19 protein-coding genes are annotated in these 19,041 nt (G+C 72.6%); 13 read left to right on the top strand and 6 right to left on the bottom strand.

Annotation, left to right across the window (positions count from 1 at the left end; translation table 11 throughout):
- Window positions 1-96: 96 nt before the first annotated feature.
- Window positions 97-444 (bottom strand): hypothetical protein, encoded by a 348-nt coding sequence (locus tag ACIQWR_RS00460; RefSeq protein ID WP_404003745.1) that lies wholly within the window; start codon window positions 442-444, stop codon window positions 97-99.
- A gap of 43 nt (window positions 445-487) precedes the next feature.
- Entirely contained in the window at window positions 488-1,267 is a 780-nt protein-coding gene (locus tag ACIQWR_RS00455) for an IclR family transcriptional regulator (RefSeq protein ID WP_404003744.1), read from the bottom strand.
- Window positions 1,268-1,433: 166 nt separating this feature from the next.
- Between ACIQWR_RS00455 and ACIQWR_RS00450 the strand changes: the two genes are divergently transcribed.
- From ACIQWR_RS00450 to ACIQWR_RS00430, 5 genes are all read left to right on the top strand, one after another.
- A complete protein-coding gene (locus ACIQWR_RS00450) occupies window positions 1,434-2,819 on the top strand; it encodes an alanine racemase (RefSeq protein ID WP_404003742.1) in 1,386 nt (461 codons plus the stop codon).
- A 69-nt stretch (window positions 2,820-2,888) separates the two neighbouring features.
- On the top strand, window positions 2,889-3,899 hold the full coding sequence (locus ACIQWR_RS00445; protein WP_404003740.1) for a YdcF family protein: 1,011 nt from the start codon (window positions 2,889-2,891) through the stop codon (window positions 3,897-3,899).
- 107 nt (window positions 3,900-4,006) lie between these two features.
- Window positions 4,007-4,192, top strand: a complete 186-nt coding sequence (locus ACIQWR_RS00440; RefSeq protein WP_404003738.1) for a hypothetical protein — start codon at window positions 4,007-4,009, stop codon at window positions 4,190-4,192.
- Window positions 4,193-4,418: 226 nt separating this feature from the next.
- Window positions 4,419-4,925: a peptidylprolyl isomerase gene (locus ACIQWR_RS00435; protein WP_404003737.1), complete on the top strand. Its 507-nt coding sequence runs from the start codon at window positions 4,419-4,421 to the stop codon at window positions 4,923-4,925.
- Window positions 4,926-5,059: 134 nt separating this feature from the next.
- On the top strand, window positions 5,060-5,503 hold the full coding sequence (locus ACIQWR_RS00430; protein WP_404003735.1) for a nitroreductase family deazaflavin-dependent oxidoreductase: 444 nt from the start codon (window positions 5,060-5,062) through the stop codon (window positions 5,501-5,503).
- A gap of 44 nt (window positions 5,504-5,547) precedes the next feature.
- Here the strand turns inward: ACIQWR_RS00430 and ACIQWR_RS00425 are convergent, their stop codons facing one another.
- Window positions 5,548-6,024 (bottom strand): macro domain-containing protein, encoded by a 477-nt coding sequence (locus ACIQWR_RS00425; RefSeq protein WP_404003733.1) that lies wholly within the window; start codon window positions 6,022-6,024, stop codon window positions 5,548-5,550.
- 89 nt (window positions 6,025-6,113) lie between these two features.
- Between ACIQWR_RS00425 and ACIQWR_RS00420 the strand changes: the two genes are divergently transcribed.
- The 3 genes from ACIQWR_RS00420 to ACIQWR_RS00410 all read left to right on the top strand — a co-directional run bounded on the left by ACIQWR_RS00420 (window position 6,114) and on the right by ACIQWR_RS00410 (window position 8,650).
- On the top strand, window positions 6,114-6,719 hold the full coding sequence (locus tag ACIQWR_RS00420) for a dihydrofolate reductase family protein (RefSeq protein ID WP_404003730.1): 606 nt from the start codon (window positions 6,114-6,116) through the stop codon (window positions 6,717-6,719).
- 238 nt (window positions 6,720-6,957) lie between these two features.
- Complete coding sequence (locus ACIQWR_RS00415) at window positions 6,958-8,169, top strand: pyridoxal phosphate-dependent aminotransferase (protein WP_404003728.1); 1,212 nt, start codon at window positions 6,958-6,960, stop codon at window positions 8,167-8,169.
- A gap of 88 nt (window positions 8,170-8,257) precedes the next feature.
- Window positions 8,258-8,650 (top strand): hypothetical protein, encoded by a 393-nt coding sequence (locus tag ACIQWR_RS00410; RefSeq protein ID WP_404003726.1) that lies wholly within the window; start codon window positions 8,258-8,260, stop codon window positions 8,648-8,650.
- A 74-nt stretch (window positions 8,651-8,724) separates the two neighbouring features.
- Here ACIQWR_RS00410 and ACIQWR_RS00405 read toward each other — a convergent pair whose 3' ends face one another.
- Window positions 8,725-9,162, bottom strand: coding sequence for a hypothetical protein (locus ACIQWR_RS00405; protein ID WP_404003724.1), 438 nt, complete (start codon window positions 9,160-9,162; stop codon window positions 8,725-8,727).
- 142 nt (window positions 9,163-9,304) lie between these two features.
- Between ACIQWR_RS00405 and ACIQWR_RS00400 the strand changes: the two genes are divergently transcribed.
- Genes ACIQWR_RS00400 through ACIQWR_RS00385 form a run of 4 tightly spaced genes read left to right on the top strand, consistent with a single transcriptional unit; the run spans window position 9,305 to window position 13,869 of the window.
- Window positions 9,305-10,408, top strand: a complete 1,104-nt coding sequence (locus ACIQWR_RS00400) for a hypothetical protein (protein WP_404003723.1) — start codon at window positions 9,305-9,307, stop codon at window positions 10,406-10,408.
- Window positions 10,405-11,607 (top strand): toxic anion resistance protein, encoded by a 1,203-nt coding sequence (locus ACIQWR_RS00395; protein ID WP_404003721.1) that lies wholly within the window; start codon window positions 10,405-10,407, stop codon window positions 11,605-11,607. Before ACIQWR_RS00400 ends, ACIQWR_RS00395 begins: the two co-directional genes overlap by 4 nt.
- Window positions 11,604-13,229, top strand: a complete 1,626-nt coding sequence (locus tag ACIQWR_RS00390) for a substrate-binding domain-containing protein (RefSeq protein ID WP_404003719.1) — start codon at window positions 11,604-11,606, stop codon at window positions 13,227-13,229. Before ACIQWR_RS00395 ends, ACIQWR_RS00390 begins: the two co-directional genes overlap by 4 nt.
- Window positions 13,216-13,869 carry a hypothetical protein gene (locus ACIQWR_RS00385; protein WP_404003717.1) on the top strand — a complete coding sequence of 218 codons (654 nt, stop codon included), beginning with the start codon at window positions 13,216-13,218 and terminating at the stop codon, window positions 13,867-13,869. The genes ACIQWR_RS00390 and ACIQWR_RS00385 overlap by 14 nt, the downstream gene beginning before the upstream one ends.
- A gap of 96 nt (window positions 13,870-13,965) precedes the next feature.
- Here ACIQWR_RS00385 and ACIQWR_RS00380 read toward each other — a convergent pair whose 3' ends face one another.
- Window positions 13,966-15,819, bottom strand: coding sequence for a phosphoenolpyruvate carboxykinase (GTP) (locus ACIQWR_RS00380; protein WP_399259710.1), 1,854 nt, complete (start codon window positions 15,817-15,819; stop codon window positions 13,966-13,968).
- Between the two features lie 220 nt (window positions 15,820-16,039).
- Here ACIQWR_RS00380 and ACIQWR_RS00375 point away from each other — a divergent pair, with 220 nt between their 5' ends.
- Window positions 16,040-16,744 carry a hemolysin III family protein gene (locus tag ACIQWR_RS00375; protein WP_404003715.1) on the top strand — a complete coding sequence of 235 codons (705 nt, stop codon included), beginning with the start codon at window positions 16,040-16,042 and terminating at the stop codon, window positions 16,742-16,744.
- 120 nt (window positions 16,745-16,864) lie between these two features.
- On the opposite strand, the gene ACIQWR_RS00370 is transcribed toward ACIQWR_RS00375, so the two are convergent.
- The gene (locus ACIQWR_RS00370) at window positions 16,865-18,949 is read right to left on the bottom strand and encodes a thioredoxin domain-containing protein (protein WP_404003713.1); all 2,085 of its coding nucleotides are present in this window, start codon (window positions 18,947-18,949) and stop codon (window positions 16,865-16,867) included.
- Window positions 18,950-19,041: the final 92 nt, after the last annotated feature.

The following is a 19,041-nucleotide window of genomic DNA, read 5'->3' as shown; positions in this document are numbered from 1 at the left end:
CCCGTCGGACAGCGGCACTGTCCGACGGGACCCGCGGGCTGTCGGCGGTCGGAGGCCGGCGGTCGGCGGTCGGCGGTCGGCGGTCGGCGGTCGGACCTAGGCCGCCGTGTCCAGGGCGTCGGCCCGCCGTTCGAGAGCGGCGGCGATGTCGTCCCAGTCGGGCCCGTGGCTGAAGAGGCTGCGCGCCGCCTCCCGCATCAGCTCCGGTTCGTCCGGCCGCTGGAGGAGGACGAGCCGGTAGGCGAGGTTGCGGATCCGCACGGGCAGGTGCCCGTCGACCAGGTACGGGCACAGTTCCCGCAGCATCGCCAGGATCGCGTCGGCGTCGGCGAAGGTCAGCTCCTCGATGAAGTAGGTCTCATCGTGCTCACCCGCGCACGGCGGCGTCGCTCGGTACTCGTCCCCGAAGAGGCATCGGGCGTGATCCGTCAGGGTGACGTGCATGGACCGAGCGTACGACGCGGCGATCCGCCGGAAGCCCCCGGGCTCAGGCCCCCGCTCCGGCTTCCGCGGGCAGCGGGGACGGGCCGGAGCCCGCGTACTCCCTGCTGATGGCCTCGGCGCCGGCGCGCACCAGCGGCAACAGGTCGAGCAGTTCCTCCGCGGTGACGACCACCCCGGGCGCCGACAGCGACATCGCGGCGACGGCCCGCCCGTCCGCCCCGCGCACCGGCGCGCCCACGCAGTTGATCGACTCCTCGTGCCCGCCGAGATCGGCCGCCCAGCCCTGGTCCCGTACGAGGTCCAGCTCGCGCAGGAAGGCGTCGGCGTCCGGGATCGAGCGGGCCGTGTAGCGCGGGTACTCGACGCGCGCCGCCAGTGCGCGGCGTTCCGGCTCCGGCAGGTCGGCGAGCAGCACCTTGGAGACGGCCGCGACGGTCAGCGGGACGGGCTTGCCGATGCGCGAGTACATGCGCACCGGGTAGCGGCTGTCGACCTTGTCGATGTAGACGACCTCGTCGTCCTGGTGGACGGCCAGGTGCACGGTGTGACCGGTGCGAGCGCCGAGTTCGACGAGGTGGGGGTGGGCGATCTCGCGCACGTCGAGGTTCTCGACGGCCTCGGCGGCCAGGGCGAAGAGGTGCGCGCCGAGGCGGTAGCGGCCGTCGGGCTGGCGGTAGACGAGGCCGTGCGCGTGCAGCGTGCGCAACAGGCGCAGGGCGGTGCTCTTGTGGACGTCCAGCTCGCGCGCGACGCCGCCGAGGTCCGCCGGTCCCCGGGCGAGGAGCGGCAGGATGCCGAGCGCGCGGTCGACCGACTGGCTCATGCGGCTCTCCTGTCGTCTTCCGCCCCCGGGCCGGGCACGGCGTGCGTGGCGGGTGGGGCGGGTGTGGCGGCCGGGCCGCGTTGACCCGCCGTCATCCGGGATGTTAGACAGCGGGAGCCACAACCGGCAACGACCGTTGCATCAACCGCAACGCGAGGAGGCTCCCATGGCCCACGCCCCCGCCGAAGCGGCCCACGCCGCCAGGCCCGCCGCAGACGACGCGCACGCCCCGGACGTCACGGAGGCCGCGAAGACCGCGAAGACCGCGAACGCCGTCGCGCGGCTCGCCGACGAGCCGGTCGACCACCGCTTCAAGGGCCTGCCCCCGGACGCCGAGGCCGCCGGCCTCACCGTCGGCGAGCTGGCCGCCCAGCGCCGCGACCTGCACACGGGCGGGTTCACCACGCCCGTGCTGACGCTGGACGCCGACGCCCTCGAACACAACCTCGCCGTGCTCGGCCGCTACACCGCCCGCCACGGCCTCGCCTTCGCCCCGCACGGCAAGACGTGCATGTCCCCGCAGCTCTTCGAGCGCCAGCTGGAGCACGGGGCCTGGGGCATCACCGCCGCCATGCCCCACCAGGCCCGCGTGTACCGCGCCTTCGGGATCCAGCGGATCTTCCTGGCGAACCAGCTCGTCGACGCCGCCGCCCTGCGCTGGGTCGCCGCCGAGCTGACGGCCGACCCGGAGTTCCGGTTCGTCTGTTACGTCGACTCCGTGCGCGGCGTCGAGCTGATGGACCGGGCCCTCGCGGACACCGGCGCCACCCGCCCCGTGGACGTCGTCGTCGAACTCGGCGCCGGCGAGGGGGCCCGTACCGGCGCCCGGACCGAGGAGGAGTGCCGCGCCGTCGCGGACGCGGTGGCCGCCGCCGCCACCCTGCGGCTGGTCGGCGTCGCGGGCTACGAGGCCGAGGTGCCCGGCGCGGACCCCGCGAAGGTCACCGCCTGGCTGCGCCGCCTGACCGCCCTCACCGTCGCCCTGGACGCCGAGGGCCGCTTCGGCGCCCTCGCTCCCGGCGAGGAGATCGTGCTGAGCGCGGGCGGCAGCTCCTGGTTCGACGCCGTCGCCGAGGCCTTCGCCGAACTGCCGCCGCTGTCCGGGCCGGTCCTGAAGCTGCTGCGCTCCGGTGCGTACGTCTCCCACGACCACGACTGGTACACCAAGCTGACCCCCTTCAACCGGGTGCCCGAGGAGGGCGGACTGCTCCCCGCCTTCCGGCTCTGGGCCCAGGTCGTCTCCCGCCCCTCCCCCACCCAGGCGTTCTTGAACGCCGGCAAGCGGGACGTGGCGTACGACCTCGGGCTGCCGGTGCCCGAGGTGGTGCGCGGGGCCCTCGACGGGGTGGAGCGCCCGGCCGACGGGGTGCGCTTGGTGAAGCTCTCCGACCAGCACGCCTGGCTGGAGACCGACGGCGCCGCGGACCTGGAGGTCGGCGATCTGGTGGGGCTGGCCATGTCCCACCCCTGCACGATCTTCGAGAAGTGGCAGCTGGTCCCGGTCGTGGCCGCGGACGGGACGGTCACCGAGTTCGTCCGCACCTTCTTCTGAGGTGGGGCGGCCGCGGGCGCGGCGACCACGGCCGCGGCCGCCACGGGCCGGGCACCTACGATGTGCGACATGTTCGCCTTCGTGGTGTCTGCCCTGTTCTTCCTGCTCTTCTGGATAAGCGTCCGCGAGGACCGGCGGCGTTTTCGCAACGCCGTCTACCTTGGCCTGACCTGCATCAGCCTCTCGGTGGCGGTGCTGTCCCAGATCGACCGCCTGCCCGCCGGCAGCGGCCGGTTCGTGGCCCCGCTGGTCCTCGCGGTCCCGGCGCTCGGGGTGGTCGCGCTGGCGCTGTTCCTGATCGCCAACGGCGTGACGATGGCCCGCAAGGAGGGCGTCGCGCTGGCCAACCTGCTGTCGCTGCTCGCCGGGCTGGCGATCATCGGGCTGCTCGTCCTGACGGCGCTGGCCCTCGCCACGGAGTCGGACGTGCTCGCCGTCCCCGTCGCCACGGTGGTGCTGGTCTCGCTCTACGTCTCCTTCCTCTTCCTCTGCTTCCTCGGCTACGCCTACCTCTACGGGCGGATCACGGTGCGCGGTGACGTCGACTTCGTGGTGATGCTGGGCTCCGGCCTGATCGGCGGGGACCGGGTGCCGCCGCTGCTGGCGTCCCGGCTGCGCAAGGGCATGCAGATCCACGCGGCCCAGACGGCCCGCGGCGGACCGGCCCCGCTGCTGCTGGCCTCCGGCGGCAAGGGGTCGAACGAGAAGGTCGCCGAGGCGCGGGCGATGGCGGACTGGCTCATCGCGCAGGGCGTACCGGCCGAGCACGTGCGCCTGGAGGACCGCTCGCGGACCACGGAGGAGAACCTCCTGTTCAGCGAGCGGATCATGGCCGGGTCCGTGCCGGGGTACCGCTGCGTGGTCGTCACGAACAACTTCCACGCCTTCCGCGCCGCGATGATGGCGCGCAAGGCGCGGGTCAACGGACAGGTGCTCGGGTCGCCGACGGCGGCGTACTTCTGGCCGAGCGCGACGATCCGCGAGTTCGTCGCGGTGTTCATGGAGCACAAACTGGTCAACCTGATCATCTGCGGGGCGCTGGTGGCGGCCGGGGCGCTGCTGACGCTGACCGTCGCGTAGGGGGTGTCTGACGGATGTGGACCGGCCAGCCCGCGTGACGCGAGCCGACGTGCGTTCAAGGGCGGGGCGCCGCACGATGGGGCCAGGGGGCAGTGGAGGAGGTACCGATGGACAGTGACACGGACCAGCAGCCCGGCCGACCGGCCCAGCTCTTCTCCGGCGGAGAGCGGCCCTACGACCCCGAAGACCTCGTGATGGCGCGTGGACAGGACCCGACTCCGGAGCGGCTCGAAAAGGCGCGCGAGCTGATGGAGAAGGAGGGGCCGGCGGTCATCGAGCGCTACCTCCCGTAGCCCGCCCCCTCGAAGCGAGCCCCGGGGGCGCCGCCCCCGGGGCTCGCGCACGCCCTCCTCCGGTCCTCCGCACGACCCCCACCCCTCGACCACCCCTGCCCGTTGGCACGTATTGCCAGGTCTGCGAAGCTAAAAGGAAGATCCACACAGGGATCCACGCCAGGGTCCGCACCCAGGATCCGCCCCTCCCGCCAGCTCCACGCCCCCAGAAGGGACCGGACCTCCCATGCCCAAGGTCAGGCTGACCACCAACTTCGGCGCCATCGTGATCGACCTCGACGAGGAGCGGGCTCCCGCGACCGTGGCGAACTTCCTCTCCTACGTCGAGAGCGGCCACTACGCCGGAACGATCTTCCACCGGGTCATCCCCGGCTTCATGAACCAGGGCGGCGGCTTCACCCCGGACATGAACCAGAAACCGACCCGGGCCCCGGTGGAGAACGAGGCGGCCAACGGCCTGAAGAACACGAAGTACACGGTCGCCATGGCCCGCACCAGCGCCCCGCACTCGGCCACCGCGCAGTTCTTCGTGAACACCGCCGACAACGCCTTCCTGGACCACACCGCCCCGACCCCGGGCGGCTTCGGCTACGCCGTCTTCGGCACGGTCACCGAGGGCCGGGAGGTCGTCGACGCCATCGCCGCCGTCAGGACGGGCCGCGCGGGCGGCCACGGCGACGTACCGGCCGAGGCGGTCCTGATCGAGCGGGCCGAGCGGGCCGAACCGGCCTGAGCGCCGCCCACGAGGGCCACGGGTGCCGGCGCCGGCCGTCGTGACGGAACCCGCGGCGCCTCGTTAGCCCCTCACATCCGCTCGCGTCCGCACCGGACGGCACGCACCCGCACCACGGAGGGCAGGACCCGCCCATGCAGAACCCCCACGCCGACTGGGACCACCCCGCGGACCCGCGGGGCGAGCGGGAGCTGGCGCACGTACGCGCGTACGTGGCCACCGGCGGCGTCGACGGACACCTCTGGCGCGGCGTCCCCACCCTCCTGCTCACCACCCTCGGCCGCGTCAGCGGCCGCACGGCCCGCACCCCGCTGATCTTCGCCGAGGACGAGGGCCGCCTGATCGTCGCCGCTTCGGCCGGCGGCGCCCCGGACCATCCCGACTGGTACCGCAACCTCGAAGCGGAGCCCGAGGTCCGCGTCCAGACGGGCCCGGCCCCCTTCCAGGCCAAGGCCCGCCCGGCCACCGCCGCGGAGCGCGAGGCCTACTGGCCGGCGCTGACCGCCCTGTGGCCGCCCTTCGAGGACGACCAGGCCCGCACCGCGCGCGAGATCCCGCTGGCGATCATCGAGCGCTGAGGGGACGGGTCGCCCGGCCCGCAGCCGACCCGCCCCCGGACCGCTCAGTCGAAGTCGTACACCGTCACCGGGACGTCGCGGGCGGACAGCGCGGCCGTGATCAGGGGCTCGACGCGGGTCCACGTACCGCCCGCGAGGCCACAGCCGATGCGGGGCATGTGGACGGAGGCGCCGGGGGCGACGGCGTGCTCGGCCAGGGCCGCGAGGCAGCGCCCGACGGCGTCGTAGCGGACGGGCGGGCCGCCGCTGCCGGTGCGCATGCCGTGCTGGCCCACCATGTTGGCGACCCGGACGTCCGCCCGGACCTGCACCAGTTGCACGGCGCCCAGCCCGAAGTCGTTCCCGCTGCGGCCCCGGTGCCAGGCCCGGTACGCGACCTCGGGCTCCGGCCAGCGCTTCGAGACCGCCAGGACGAACCCCTTGCCCCAGCCGCCCAGGTCGTTGCACACGTGGGCGACGATCTTCGGCCCCTTCGCCTGCGGGCTGGTCGCGTCCCCCTTGATGATCCTCAACGGCTGCATCGGGCCATGCTGCCAGGGCCCACCGACAGCCGTCGACGGCGTGCTTCAATGATCGAACAGCCGTTCCTCGACTCCAGGAGCACCCCTTCATGAGCGACGCCGACGGCGCCGGCGACCCCACCAGCTACCGGATCGACCCCACCGAGCTGTCCACCGCGGGCGCCGCCCCCACCGACCGGCCGTTCCGGACCGCCGCGACCATCGGGGTCAGCCTCGACGGGTTCATCGCCCGCCCCGACGGCGACATCGAGTGGCTCACCATGCGGGGCGCGCAGGCCGGGGAGACGGGCTACCTGGAGTTCATGGCCGGGATCGACACCCTGGCCCTGGGCCGCCGCACGTACGAGAAGGTCCTCACCTTCGGCTTCTGGCCGTACGAGGGCAAGCGCGTCCTGGTCCTCAGCACCGGGCTCAGCACCGACGACCCGCGCGTCACCGTCCACCGCTCGCTGGCGGAGCTGCTGGCCGGGCTGACCGAGCACGGGGCGCGCAAGGTGTACGTCGACGGCGGCAGGATGATCCAGACCTTCCTGCGGGAGCGCCTCCTGGACGAGCTGATCCTCACCACCGCCCCGGTCCTGATCGGCGAGGGCCTGCCCCTCTTCGGCGCCCTGGACCGGGACATCGACCTCCAGCTGACCGCCGCGAAGGTCCTGGACGCGGGCTTCATGCAGACGACGTACGCCGTCCTCTAGGGGGCGTTGCCCCGGGTCGTCGGGCGACCGGCCCCGCGCACCGGCGTGACGAGCGCAACACCCGCCCGCGCCCGGCGCCCGCCCCACGCCATTCCGCAGGCCGCAGCGCGGGCGCACCCACGTTTCCAAGGGCGCGGCCCACCCCACCCCGCCCATTCCGCGAAACAGGGCAATTCGCCCTTCACCCGGCGGGCCGAATCCCGCAGCGCCGGGGCGCCCGGCCCCGTAAGCTCCCGCCATGCAGGTGATCCAGTCAACGAAACTCGCCAATGTCTGCTACGAGATCCGCGGGCCCGTGCTCGAAGAGGCCATGCGGCTCGAAGCGGCAGGTCATCGCATCCTCAAGCTCAACACGGGCAACCCGGCGGCCTTCGGCTTCGAGTGCCCGCCCGAGATCCTTGAGGACATGCTCCGCAACCTGGGCACGGCCCACGGCTACGGGGACGCGAAGGGGCTGCTGTCCGCGCGCCGCGCGGTGATGCAGCACTACCAGACCAAGGGCATCGACCTGGACGTCGAGGACATCTACATCGGCAACGGGGTCTCCGAGCTGATCCAGATGTCCATGCAGGCACTGCTGGACGACGGCGACGAAGTGCTCGTCCCGGCGCCCGACTACCCGCTGTGGACCGCCTCCGTCTCGCTGGCCGGCGGCACCGCCGTCCACTACCGCTGCGACGAGCAGTCCGACTGGATGCCGGACCTGGCCGACATCGAGCGGAAGATCACCGACCGCACCCGCGCGCTCGTGATCATCAACCCGAACAACCCGACCGGCGCGGTCTACGACGACGAGATGCTGCGCGGGCTCACCGACATCGCCCGCCGCCACGGCCTCGTGGTCTGCTCCGACGAGATCTACGACCGGATCCTCTTCGACGGGGCCACCCACACGCCGACCGCCGCCATCGCGCCGGACCTGCTGACCCTGACCTTCAACGGGCTCTCCAAGAACTACCGCGTCGCCGGTTACCGCTCCGGCTGGATGGCCGTCTGCGGCCCCAAGCAGCACGCCTCGTCCTACATCGAGGGCCTGACGATCCTGGCCAACATGCGACTGTGCGCGAACATGCCCTCGCAGCACGCCGTGGCCACCGCCCTCGGCGGTCGCCAGTCGATCGTGGACCTGGTGCTGCCGGGCGGCCGGCTGCTGGAGCAGCGCGACACGGCGTACGACCTGCTCACGCAGATCCCGGGGATCACCTGCGTGAAGCCCAAGGGCGCGCTGTACCTCTTCCCGAAGCTGGACCCCTCGGTCTACAAGATCAAGGACGACCGCCAGATGGTCCTCGACCTGCTGCGGGCCGAGAAGATCATGGTCGTGCACGGTACGGGCTTCAACTGGCCCGAGCCCGACCACTTCCGGATCGTCACGCTGCCCAACGCCAAGGACCTGGCCGACGCGGTGACCCGGATCGGCACCTTCCTGGACGGTTACAGCCAGCATTAGGACCGACCGGCAGCCGCAGCCGGATTCAGCTCAACTTTAGACCGGATCCAATGTAGGATGGTCTCCTGACCCCGCAGGAGGCCCCCTCATGTACGAGCCGATCCGCACCAAGTCGGTCCACCGCATGGGCGGCGGCCGCGCCGAGTACCCGCACAGCAGCCGTGGCGAAGCGCTGGACACCCAGCTCGCAGGACACCTGGCCGCCCTCCTCGCCGTGACCGACGAGCTGGGCCTGGACGAGGCCGGCGAGCAGATCTCCGGCCAGGTCGCCCGGCTGCGCGGCCGCGTGCCCGCGCGCATCAAGGGCAGGCCCGCCGCCGCCGGGGACGCCGACCGCGGCGCCCTGCACCAGCGCGCCCACGACCTCGCCGCCCGCGCGCTCCTCGTCGCCGCCTCGCGCGCCGACACCGCCGTCGCGATCCTCGCCGCCGAGCGCATGGACGCGCACTCCGCCGCCGTCGACCCGGCAGGCGCCCTCTAGACGGCCCCGGTCCGGGGCCGCGGAGGCCTCGGACCGGGTGCCATGCTCCTTCCCCGCGCCCTCCGCGCCCCCGCTCAGCCGCCGGGCGCGACCAGCTCCACCCCCGCCACCCCGCACCAGGGCACCACGCCGGCGGGCCAGGCCGGACCGACCGCCTCGCCCCGGCCGACCTCACCCGGCCGCGGGGCGGCCACCTTCACCAGGGACCGCACCGGTACGTCGGCGGCTTCGGCGTCGCCCGTAGCGCCCGCGGCGCCCCGGCGGAACTCGACGGTCACGACGTACGAGCCCGACCGCGCCGTCCGGCTCACCACCTCGATCCCGGCCAGCACCCGATGGCTTGCCGGATCGATTCGGCAGCCCGTGACCGCCACGTCCTCGGCCACCGGCCGCGCCGCCGCCCCGGAGGGACCGGGCCCGCTGCTCGCCCACACGTACAGGCCGAAGGGGACGAAGACCATCCCCGCGGCCACCATCACCAGCGCCGCCAGCCACCCGCTCACTTGCTTCATGGTCGCCTCATGCCCTCGCGTCCTTGCCCGAGCCCCGCTTCATGCACCGATGATTCACCCGCGGTCGAAGTGGGACCACCTGCTCACCTGACGTTCACTCAACCGCGCGCGGAATGTGGGTTTCCGTGAGCACGCTGCCCTCGTGAGACGCATCTTCGGAATCGCCCTGGCGGCCCTCCTGATCGGCGGCGTCATAGCCGTCGTCCTGGTGGGCCACGGAGACCCGGGCACAGAGCGCACGGCAACGAAGACCGTGCGGGGAGTCATCGGATCGGAGAAGGCCGACTTCTTCGACGATCCCGAGGTGGTGAAGGCCCTGTCCGCCAAGGGCTACACCGTCAAGACGGAGACCTCCGGGTCCTGGGCGATGGACAAACTGCCCCTGGACCAGTACGACTTCGCCTTCCCCAGCAGCAGCGAGCCCGCCCGCGAGATCGAGGCCAAGGCCAAGCTCCAGGGCGCGCAGACCACCCGTCCCTTCTACTCGCCGCTCGTCGTCGTGGCCCGTGCGAGCGCCGCCAAGGTGCTCGCCGACAACAAGCTCGTGACGATGACCGGCAAGCGCACCGGCACCCTCCTCATGGGTCCCTACCTCAAGGCCGCCGCCGAGGACCGCACCTGGCAGCAACTGCCCGGATCCGCCGCCGACGCCGCACTGACCGGAACGGTGTTCATCAGGACCACCGATCCCGCCTCGTCCAACTCCGGCGCGCTCTTCCTCGCCGCGGCCTCCAACGTCGCCAACGGCAACACCGTCGTCTCGGACGACGCGGGCATCGACCGCACCGCACCGCTGCTGCGCAAGCTGATCGCCGTCCAGGGCGCGCTGGCGCCCTCCACCGACGATCCCTTCCGGGCCTTCATCAGCGGCGCGGGCGATCCGCTCATCCTGGTGTACGAGTCCCAGGTGGCCGCGCTGTTGCTGCAGAAGCAGGCGGGCGACCTCGACTCCGTGGTGGTCCTCTACCCGGACACCACCGTCAACTCCGCGCACACCTTCGTGCCGCTGAACGACAAGTCCAAGGCCCTCGGCGCTCTCCTGGCCACCGATCCGACCCTGCGACAGCTGGCCGTCAGGCACGGGCTGCGCCCGCAGGACGGAATGGCCGAGTTCACCGCGGCCACCGCCCCGCACACCGACTTCCTCAACCAGAAGCTCACCGGAATCCGCCAGGTGAACACGCCCACCGTCAAGATCCTGATGACGCTCGCGGCGCGCGCCAAGGCGCAGGGGGACACGCCATGACACTGACACCTCCCGAGGGGCCCGATCCTTCCGGGGCCGGCCCGCTGGTCCTGACCGCGCCCGAACCGGTCGCCGCGATCCGCACGGAACAGGCCGCGGGCCTGGTGCCGCTGCAGGACGGGGTCCGCGACGAGATGGCCCGCCGGGCCGGGGAGTACGTGGGTTCGCTCGCCGGACTCGACGCCCGCTCGCCCGAGTTCGCGCAGCGCATCGGCGAGATCGCCGGGCTCGGCGCCGCCGACATCCGGGGCGCCTCCCAGCAGTCCAACCGGATGCTGGACCGGGCCGTGCGCTCGCTCGCCACCGAGGGCGGGGACGCACAGGCCCGGGTCGCCGGCTCGCTGGTCGAGCTGCGGCGCACCGTCGAGGACCTGGACCCGCGCGACACCCCGGCCAAGGGCGCCCGGCGCCTCCTGGCCAAGCTCCCGGGCGGCAACAGGTTCCGCGACCACGTGGCGAAGTACGCCACCTCCCAGGCCACCCTCAACCGGATCGTCGGCGCGCTGCGCGGCGGCCAGGACGAGCTGCGCCGCGACAACGCCGCGCTGCACACCGAACGGGCCCGGCTCTGGGAGACGATGGGCAAGCTCCAGGAGTACGTCGTGCTGACCGACGCTCTCGACGGGGCGATCGGGCAGCGGATCGCCGAGACCGAGCACACCGATCCCGCGCAGGCGGACGCGCTGCGCGCGGACGTCCTCTTCCCGGTCCGGCAGAAGCACCAGGACCTACTGACCCAGCTCGCCGTCTGCGCGCAGGGGTACCTGGCGATGGACGTGGTGCGGCGCACCAACGACGAGTTGGTCAAGGGGGTCGACCGGGCCGCCACCACGACGGTCTCGGCCCTGCGGATCGCCGTCATGCTCGCCTCCGCGCTCGACAGCCAGCGCAAGGTGATCGAGCAGGTCACCACCCTGCGCGACACCACCGAGGAGCTGATCCGCGGGAACGCGCAGATGCTCTCCACGCAGAGCGGCGAGATCCAGCGGATCGCCGCCGATCCGGCCGTGGGGGCGGAGACCCTGCGCACGGCGTTCGCGCAGATCTACCAGACCCTCGACACCATCGACACCTTCAAGGTGCAGGCCACCGAGAACATGGCCGCCACCATCGAGTCCCTGACCGGCGAACTCCAGGCCGCTTCCGGCTACCTGGAGCGCACCCGGTCCGCGGGCGCCCTCGAAGGGGGCGCCCGATGAGCCGGCGCACCGCCGCGCTCCGCAGGCGCCTCGCGGCGGCCGTCGCACTGACCGCCGCCCTGCTCGGCGCCACCGCCTGCACCTCGGACGGATCGGGCGGATCGGACGGTTCGGGCGGGCCCAAGGCGAGCCCGTACCGGGACGGCACGCTGCGGGTGCTGGCCTCCAGCGAGCTGGCGGACCTGGGTCCGGTCCTGGAGGAGGCGAAGAAGGCCACGGGGGTCACCGTCGAGCTGACCTGGTCGGGCACCCTGGACGCGGCCGAGCAGGTCGCCTCCGGCACGGCCGACGGGAAGTACGACGCGATCTGGCTCTCCTCCAACGACTACCTGCGGCTGCGTCCCGGGGCGGCGGGCAAGCTCAGCTCCGAGACGCCGGTGATGTCCTCGCCGGTCGCGCTGGGGGTGCGGCCCGAGGCGATGGCCCGGCTCGGCTGGAAGCCGGAGGAGGTGACCTGGTCGGCCGTGCACCAGGCGGTGGCCGCCGGGAAGCTGTCGTACGGGATGACCGATCCGGTGCGCTCCAACTCGGGCTTCGCCGCGCTGGTCTCGGTCGCCTCCGGCCTCTCCGGGGCCCAGTCCGCGCTGACCGAGGCGGACGTGGCCAAGGCCGCCCCGCAGCTCAAGGAGTTCTTCACCGGCCAGAAGCTGACGTCCGGGTCCTCGGGCTGGCTCGCCACCGCCTATGCCAAGCGGCCGGACGTGGACGCCCTGGTCAACTACGAGTCGGTGCTGCTGTCCATGAACCGGGACGACAAGGCCGGCCTGACGGTGATCCGCCCGCGCGACGGGGTGGTCACCGCCGGCTACCCGCTGACCCTCCTGACCTCGGCCCCGGCCGGGGCGCGCGAGTCGGGCCGGGCGCTGACCGGGTACCTGCGGGGCGGGGCCGCCCAGAAGGCGATCACCGAGCGGACCCTGCGGCGCCCGGTGGCACCGGGGGTGGCGCCGGCGGCGCCCCTGGCCGCGGACAAGCGGCGCGAGCTGCCGTTCCCGGGCAGCCTGGCGGTCGCGGACGGGCTGCTGGGCTCGTACGAGAACGTACTGCGCCGCCCCTCGCGGACCGTGTACGTCCTGGACACCTCGGGCTCGATGGCCGGGGACCGGATCAAGCGGCTGAAGGCCGCGCTCACCGAGCTGACGGGCACCGGGAGTTCGGGGACGGGGCAGCGCTTCCGCGACCGCGAGGAGGTGACGCTGCTGCCCTTCGGCGACGGGGTGAAGAAGGTCCTGACGCACATCGTCGAACCGGGGAACCCGGGCAGCGCCCTGGACGCCATCCGCGGGGACGTGAAGTCCCTGGACGCGGACGGGGGCACGGCGGTCTACGGCAGCCTGAAGGCGGCGTACCAGCACCTGGGGAAGGGCGGCGCGGACGCCTTCACCTCGATCGTGCTGATGACCGACGGGGAGAGCGGGGACAGCGCGAAGGAGTTCGAGTCCTTCTACGCGGGGCTTCCGGAGGCGCAGAAGCACACCCCCGTCTTCGCGGTGCTCTTCGGCGACTCCTCCCGCAAGGAGCTCTCCCGCATCACGGAGCTGACCGGCGGGCGGCTCTTCGACGCCACTGACGGCAAGGGTTCGCTGGACGGCGCCTTCGAGGAGATCCGTGGCTACCAGTAGGAGCGGGAGGAGGAGCGGGAGGAGCGGCGGCGGCGGCGCGGGGGGCCGGGCCCTCCGCTACCTGGAGTCGAAGAAGAACCTGGCGGGCTGCGCCGGCGGGCTGGCCGGGCTGGCCCTGACCGTGACGGGGGCGGCCGGGACGTTCTGGCCGCTGGTGGTGGCCGGGCTGTACGGCGCGGGCGCGCTGATCGCCCCGCCGGAGGTCGCGGCCCTCCCGCCGGTCCCGGACGCGGCCGAGGAACTGGACGCGCTGCGCGCGGATTTCGGGCGGTTGCGGCAGTACCTCGCGGAGGTGGAGCTGACACCGGCCGCCGGGGGCCGGCTCACCGAGCTGATGGACCTGTACGGGGCGATGCTCGACCCCGGCTGGGTCGCGGACGTCCTGGTGGGCGATGCGGAGACGGTGCACGCGCTGTCCCGGGGGATCCGCCAGGACGTGCCGGAGTGTGTGGACACCTACAACCGGACCCGCTGGTGGACCCGGCTCACGCCGGGCGGGGATCCGCCGGAACGGCATCTGGAGCGGCAGTTGTCGGCGCTCCACGACGAGGCGGAACGCATGACGGCGGGCCTCCGAGAAGCAGAGGCCCGCCGTCAGCAGACGCACACGACCTATTTGGAAGGTCGCAGGGAATCCTAGTCGGGACATCCCGCGTCGGTCCTCGGCCGGGGACAGCCGGCCGCGGTTCTTGGGGCCACGAGGTGGCCGGGGTGGGCCACGGGGTGGCCGGGGTGACTAGCCGAGGCGCTCGACCAGTGCGTGGTACTGGTCCCACAGCTCCTTGGGAGTGTGGTCGCCGTAGGTGTTCAGGTGCTCGGGGACCAGTGCGGCCTCGTCGCGCCAGATCTCCTTGTCGACGGTGAGCAGGAAGTCGAGGTCCTCGGCCGGCAGGTCCAGGCCGTCGGTGTCGAGGGAGGCCACGGTCGGCAGGATGCCGATCGGGGTCTCGACGCCTTCGGCGGTGCCGTCGAGGCGCTCGACGATCCACTTCAGGACGCGGCTGTTCTCGCCGAAGCCGGGCCACACGAACTTGCCCGCGTCGTTCTTGCGGAACCAGTTCACGTAGTAGATCTTCGGGAGCTTGGCCTGGTCCTTGTCGGCGCCGACCTTGATCCAGTGCCCCATGTAGTCGCCCATGTTGTAGCCGCAGAACGGCAGCATGGCGAAGGGGTCGCGGCGCAGCTCGCCGACCTTGCCCTCGGCGGCGGCGGTCTTCTCGGAGGCGATGTTCGACCCGATGAAGACGCCGTGGTTCCAGTCGAAGGACTCGGTGACCAGCGGCACGGCGGAGGCGCGGCGGCCGCCGAAGAGGATCGCGGAGATCGGGACGCCCTTGGGGTCCTCCCACTCGGGGGCGATCGTCGGGCACTGGGAGGCCGGGACGGCGAAGCGGGCGTTGGGGTGGGCCGCCGGCGTGTCGCTCTCCGGGGTCCAGGCGTTGCCCTTCCAGTCGATGAGGTGCGCGGGCGCCTCTTCGGTCATGCCCTCCCACCACACGTCGGAGCCGTCCGGGGTGAGCGCGACGTTCGTGAAGACGGTGTTGGCGTACATCGTCTTCATGGCGTTGGCGTTGGTGTGCTCGCCGGTGCCGGGGGCGACGCCGAAGAAGCCGGCCTCGGGGTTGATCGCGTAGAGGCGGCCGTCGGCGCCGAAGCGCATCCAGGCGATGTCGTCGCCGACCGTCTCGACCGTCCAGCCGGGGATCGTGGGCTCCAGCATGGCGAGGTTGGTCTTGCCGCAGGCGCTCGGGAACGCGGCGGCGATGTACTTCGACTCGTCCTGGCCGGAGGCGGAGGCCGGCGGGGTCAGCTTGAGGATCAGCATGTGCTCGGCGAGCCAGCCCTCGTCGCGGGCCATGACGGACGCGATGCGCAGGGCGTAGCACTTCTTGCCGAGCAGGGCGTTGCCGCCGTAGCCGGAGCCGAAGGACCAGATCTCGCGGGTCTCGGGGAAGTGCGAGATGTACTTGGTGGTGTTGCAGGGCCACGGCACGTCGGCCTGGCCCTCGGCGAGCGGCGCACCGAGGGTGTGGACGGCCTTGACGAAGAACCCGTCGGTGCCGAGCTCGGCGAGGACGGGGGCTCCCATGCGGGTCATGGTGCGCATGGCGACGGCGACGTAGGCGGAGTCGGTGATCTCGACGCCGATCGCGGACAGCTCGGAGCCGAGCGGGCCCATACAGAAGGGGACGACGTACATCGTCCGGCCCTTCATGGCGCCGCGGAAGATCCCCTTCTCCCCCGCGAAGATCTCCTTCATTTCCGAAGGAGCCTTCCAGTGGTTCGTGGGGCCCGCGTCCTCGGCCTTCTCGGAGCAGATGAAGGTCCGGTCCTCGACGCGCGCGACGTCGGTGGGGTCGGAGGCGGCGTAGTACGAGTTCGGGCGCTTGGCCGGGTCCAGCTTCTTGAACGTGCCCTGGGCCACGAGCTCCCCGCACAGGCGCTCGTACTCGGCCTCGGATCCGTCGCACCAGACGATCCGGTCCGGCTCGGTGATCGCGGCGATCTCGTCGACCCAGGTGATCAGTTCGGCGTGATCGGTGGGGAGGACCGTCGGGTGGGTGGTGGGAGCCGCGTTGTCGCGCGCCACGATTGCTCCTTGTTGAGGGGTTTGTTTGGTGTTTGCCCCGTGGGGGCTGCGACCCGGATGCTTCGCGCTCCGCTCATCCGGTGCCGACCGCACTCATCTGATCATCGGGTGCATGTGCGCATATGTCCAGGGGGCCTCTCACGTGAGCATCACCACTCGTGTCAATCTTCGGCAAAGCGCACTAACCGAAACCTACGCACCCGTAGGTAGCATGAGGACCATGACTTCTGACGCCGCCGCCGTGGCCACCCCCCTGGCTGGACCGCAGGTCGAAGCCGGGGCCGAGCCGGAGACCAAGCCGCTGATGCGCGGCTGGCTCCACACCGGGATGTTCCCCGCCGTGGTGGTCGCGGGTCTGGCGCTCATGACGTTCACGGACTCGACGAAGGCCCGGGTCGCCTGTGGGATCTACGTCCTCACGGCCTGCCTGCTCTTCGGTGTCAGCGCGGTCTACCACAGGGGCACCTGGGGACCGCGCGGCGAAGCGATCCTGCGCCGCCTCGACCACGCCAACATTTTTCTGATCATCGCAGGGACCTATACCCCGCTGACGGTGCTCCTGCTCCCGGCCTCCACCGGACGGACGCTCCTGTGGGCGGTCTGGATCGCCGCCGCGGCCGGGATCGCCTTCCGGGTCTTCTGGGTCGGCGCCCCGCGCTGGCTCTACACGCCCTGCTACATCGCCATGGGCTGGGCCGCCGTCTTCTTCCTCCCCGACTTCATGCGCACCGGCGGCATCGCGGTCCTGGTGCTGGTGATCGTCGGCGGACTGCTCTACAGCGTGGGCGGGGTCATCTACGGGATGAAGCGCCCCAACCCCTCCGTCCGCTACTTCGGCTTCCACGAGGTCTTCCACTCGCTGACCCTGGTCGCCTTCGTCACCCACTTCGTCGGCATCGCGATGGCCGCCGCCCAGCACGCGTAGCGACCGCACGACGGCGCCCCGGACCCCTCGCGGGGTCCGGGGCGCCGTCGGTTTCCGGGCGGGCCGTCGGCTTTCGGGGCGCCGTCGGTTTCCGGGTGGGCCGGCCTCAGCGTGCCGGCCTCAGGGGCGGGCCGTGGCCAACTGGTCGGCCAGCTCCGCCGGGTCCGTCGTCGGCAGCGCGCAGACGAAGTGCCGGCACACGTACGCCGTCGGCAGGTCCCCCACCAGGGTCCGGCCGGCCAGCAGCGGGAACTCACCGACGCTCCCGTCCGCCTTCCCCGGCAGCCCGGCCGCCACCACCGCGCCGGGGGCCGCCCCCAGCAGCGCGGCCCGGTGCAGCGCGGCCGTCGCCGGATCCTCCGGATGCCCGGCCACCGCCACCTCGCGCGGCCCGTCCAGGAGCGCCTCGACCACCGCCAGCCCCTGCCCGATGAAGCGCGGGGCCCGCGGCCCGAGCGCCCCCACCACCCCGAGCGCCCGCTCGGCCGCCGTCCGGTGCGCCTCCGAGCCGGTGTGCGCGGCGTACGACAGGAGCGCCCCGGCGGCCGCCGTCCACCCCGAGGGCGCCGCGCTGTCCGTCGGGTCCTGCGGGCGCCGGATCAGCTGCTCGGCGTCGTGCGCGGTGTCGTACAGCGACCCGTCCTCGGCCGTGAACCGGTCCAGCACCAGGTCCACGAGGAAGCCCGCGAACTCCAGCCACACCCCCTCGCCGGTGACCGCCGCCAGCGCGAGGAACCCCTCGGCGACGTCGCCGTAGTCCTCCAGCACCCCGGCGTTGACGCCGACCGTGCCGTCCTTGCTGGTCCGGGCGAGGCGGGCGCGGCCGTCCATGTGCACCCGGACGAGCAGGTCCGCGGCCTCGGTGGCCCGCTCGACCAGGTCGGGGCGGTCGAAGTACGCCCCGCACTCGGCCAGGGCGGCGACGGCCAGCCCGTTCCAGGCGGCCACGACCTTGTCGTCCCGGCCGGGCGCCGGGCGCTGCGCGCGGGCGGCGAGCAACCGCGCCTTGATCCCGGCCACCCGGTCGTCCTCCGCCGCCGGGTCGTCGTCAGCCGCGGCGCCGTCGGCGGGGCCACCCGCGGGCAGTTGCAGCACCGAGGTCCCGTGCTCGAAGGTGCCCTCCTCGGTCACCCCGAAGAGCGCGGCCGCGAACTCCCCGTCCGCCGTTCCCAGCACCTCGGTCAGCTGCGCGGGGGTCCAGGCGTAGTAGGCGCCCTCCACGTGTTCCCCGGTGGCCGGGTCCTCGCTGTCGGCGTCCAGCGCGGAGGCGAAACCGCCCTCGCGGGTGCGCAGTTCCCGGACCATGAAGTCAGCGGTCTCCAGGGCGACCCGCCGGGCCAGCGCGGAACCGGTGGTGCGCCACAGGTGCGCGTACGCCCGGCAGAGCAGGGCGTTGTCGTAGAGCATCTTCTCGAAGTGCGGGACCACCCACTCCCGGTCCACCGCATAGCGCGCGAAGCCGCCGCCGAGCTGGTCGTAGATCCCGCCGCGGGCCATCGCCTCGCAGGTCCGCTCGGCCATCTCCAGCGCGCCCTCGGCTCCCGTGCGGGCGTGGTGGCGCAGCAGGAACTCGATGACCATGGACGGCGGGAACTTCGGGGCCCCGCCGAACCCGCCGTGCGCCTCGTCGTACTCCCGGGTCAGCCCGAGCAGCGCCTGCCCGGGCACCTCGGCGCCGGGCAGGGCGGCCTTGCCGTAGTCCAACGTCCGCCCGGCCAGGTCCCCCACGATCCGCCGCGCGACCTCGGCGACCTCCTCGGGCCGCCCGACCCAGGCGGCCCGCACGCCTTCGAGCACCTGCGTGAAGGAGGGCATCCCGTGCCGCGGCTCGGGCGGGAAATAGGTCCCGAAGTAGAAGGGCTCGGCCTCGGCGTTGAGGAAGACCGTCATGGGCCAACCGCCCTGCCCGGTGGCCGCCTGAACGGCCTCCATGTAGACGGCGTCGATGTCGGGACGCTCTTCGCGGTCGACCTTGATGTTGACGAAGTGCTCGTTCATGTAGGCGGCGGCGAGCTCGTCCTCGAAGGACTCGTGCGCCATGACGTGACACCAGTGGCAGCTGGAGTACCCGACGCTGAGCAGCACGGGCACCCCCCGCTCCCGCGCCGCCGCGAACGCCTCCGGCGACCAGGGCCACCAGTCGACGGGGTTGTCGGCGTGCTGGAGCAGGTAGGGCGAGGTCTCGTTCGCGAGGCGGTTCGACATGCCGCCCATCCTCGCCTACGACTCCCCCGGGACCGGCCCACGGCACCCCACCCGGCCGGGTCGCCCGGTGACGCAACCCGGTTGCGGGGTAA

This window comes from Streptomyces sp. NPDC098789, from assembly GCF_044759975.1.
Taxonomy (GTDB): domain Bacteria; phylum Actinomycetota; class Actinomycetes; order Streptomycetales; family Streptomycetaceae; genus Streptomyces.
The sequence above is the reverse complement of the archived record's forward strand: the minus strand, read 5'-3'. Positions and strand labels throughout refer to the sequence as shown.

Coding starts and splice junctions, on each gene's coding strand:
- ACIQWR_RS00460 (WP_404003745.1), bottom strand. CDS start 444: ATGCACGTCACCCTGACGGATCACGCCCGATGCCTCTTCGGGGACGAG.
- ACIQWR_RS00455 (WP_404003744.1), bottom strand. CDS start 1,267: ATGAGCCAGTCGGTCGACCGCGCGCTCGGCATCCTGCCGCTCCTCGCC.
- ACIQWR_RS00450 (WP_404003742.1), top strand. CDS start 1,434: ATGGCCCACGCCCCCGCCGAAGCGGCCCACGCCGCCAGGCCCGCCGCA.
- ACIQWR_RS00445 (WP_404003740.1), top strand. CDS start 2,889: ATGTTCGCCTTCGTGGTGTCTGCCCTGTTCTTCCTGCTCTTCTGGATA.
- ACIQWR_RS00440 (WP_404003738.1), top strand. CDS start 4,007: ATGGACAGTGACACGGACCAGCAGCCCGGCCGACCGGCCCAGCTCTTC.
- ACIQWR_RS00435 (WP_404003737.1), top strand. CDS start 4,419: ATGCCCAAGGTCAGGCTGACCACCAACTTCGGCGCCATCGTGATCGAC.
- ACIQWR_RS00430 (WP_404003735.1), top strand. CDS start 5,060: ATGCAGAACCCCCACGCCGACTGGGACCACCCCGCGGACCCGCGGGGC.
- ACIQWR_RS00425 (WP_404003733.1), bottom strand. CDS start 6,024: ATGCAGCCGTTGAGGATCATCAAGGGGGACGCGACCAGCCCGCAGGCG.
- ACIQWR_RS00420 (WP_404003730.1), top strand. CDS start 6,114: ATGAGCGACGCCGACGGCGCCGGCGACCCCACCAGCTACCGGATCGAC.
- ACIQWR_RS00415 (WP_404003728.1), top strand. CDS start 6,958: ATGCAGGTGATCCAGTCAACGAAACTCGCCAATGTCTGCTACGAGATC.
- ACIQWR_RS00410 (WP_404003726.1), top strand. CDS start 8,258: ATGTACGAGCCGATCCGCACCAAGTCGGTCCACCGCATGGGCGGCGGC.
- ACIQWR_RS00405 (WP_404003724.1), bottom strand. CDS start 9,162: ATGAAGCAAGTGAGCGGGTGGCTGGCGGCGCTGGTGATGGTGGCCGCG.
- ACIQWR_RS00395 (WP_404003721.1), top strand. CDS start 10,405: ATGACACTGACACCTCCCGAGGGGCCCGATCCTTCCGGGGCCGGCCCG.
- ACIQWR_RS00390 (WP_404003719.1), top strand. CDS start 11,604: ATGAGCCGGCGCACCGCCGCGCTCCGCAGGCGCCTCGCGGCGGCCGTC.
- ACIQWR_RS00375 (WP_404003715.1), top strand. CDS start 16,040: ATGACTTCTGACGCCGCCGCCGTGGCCACCCCCCTGGCTGGACCGCAG.
- ACIQWR_RS00370 (WP_404003713.1), bottom strand. CDS start 18,949: ATGTCGAACCGCCTCGCGAACGAGACCTCGCCCTACCTGCTCCAGCAC.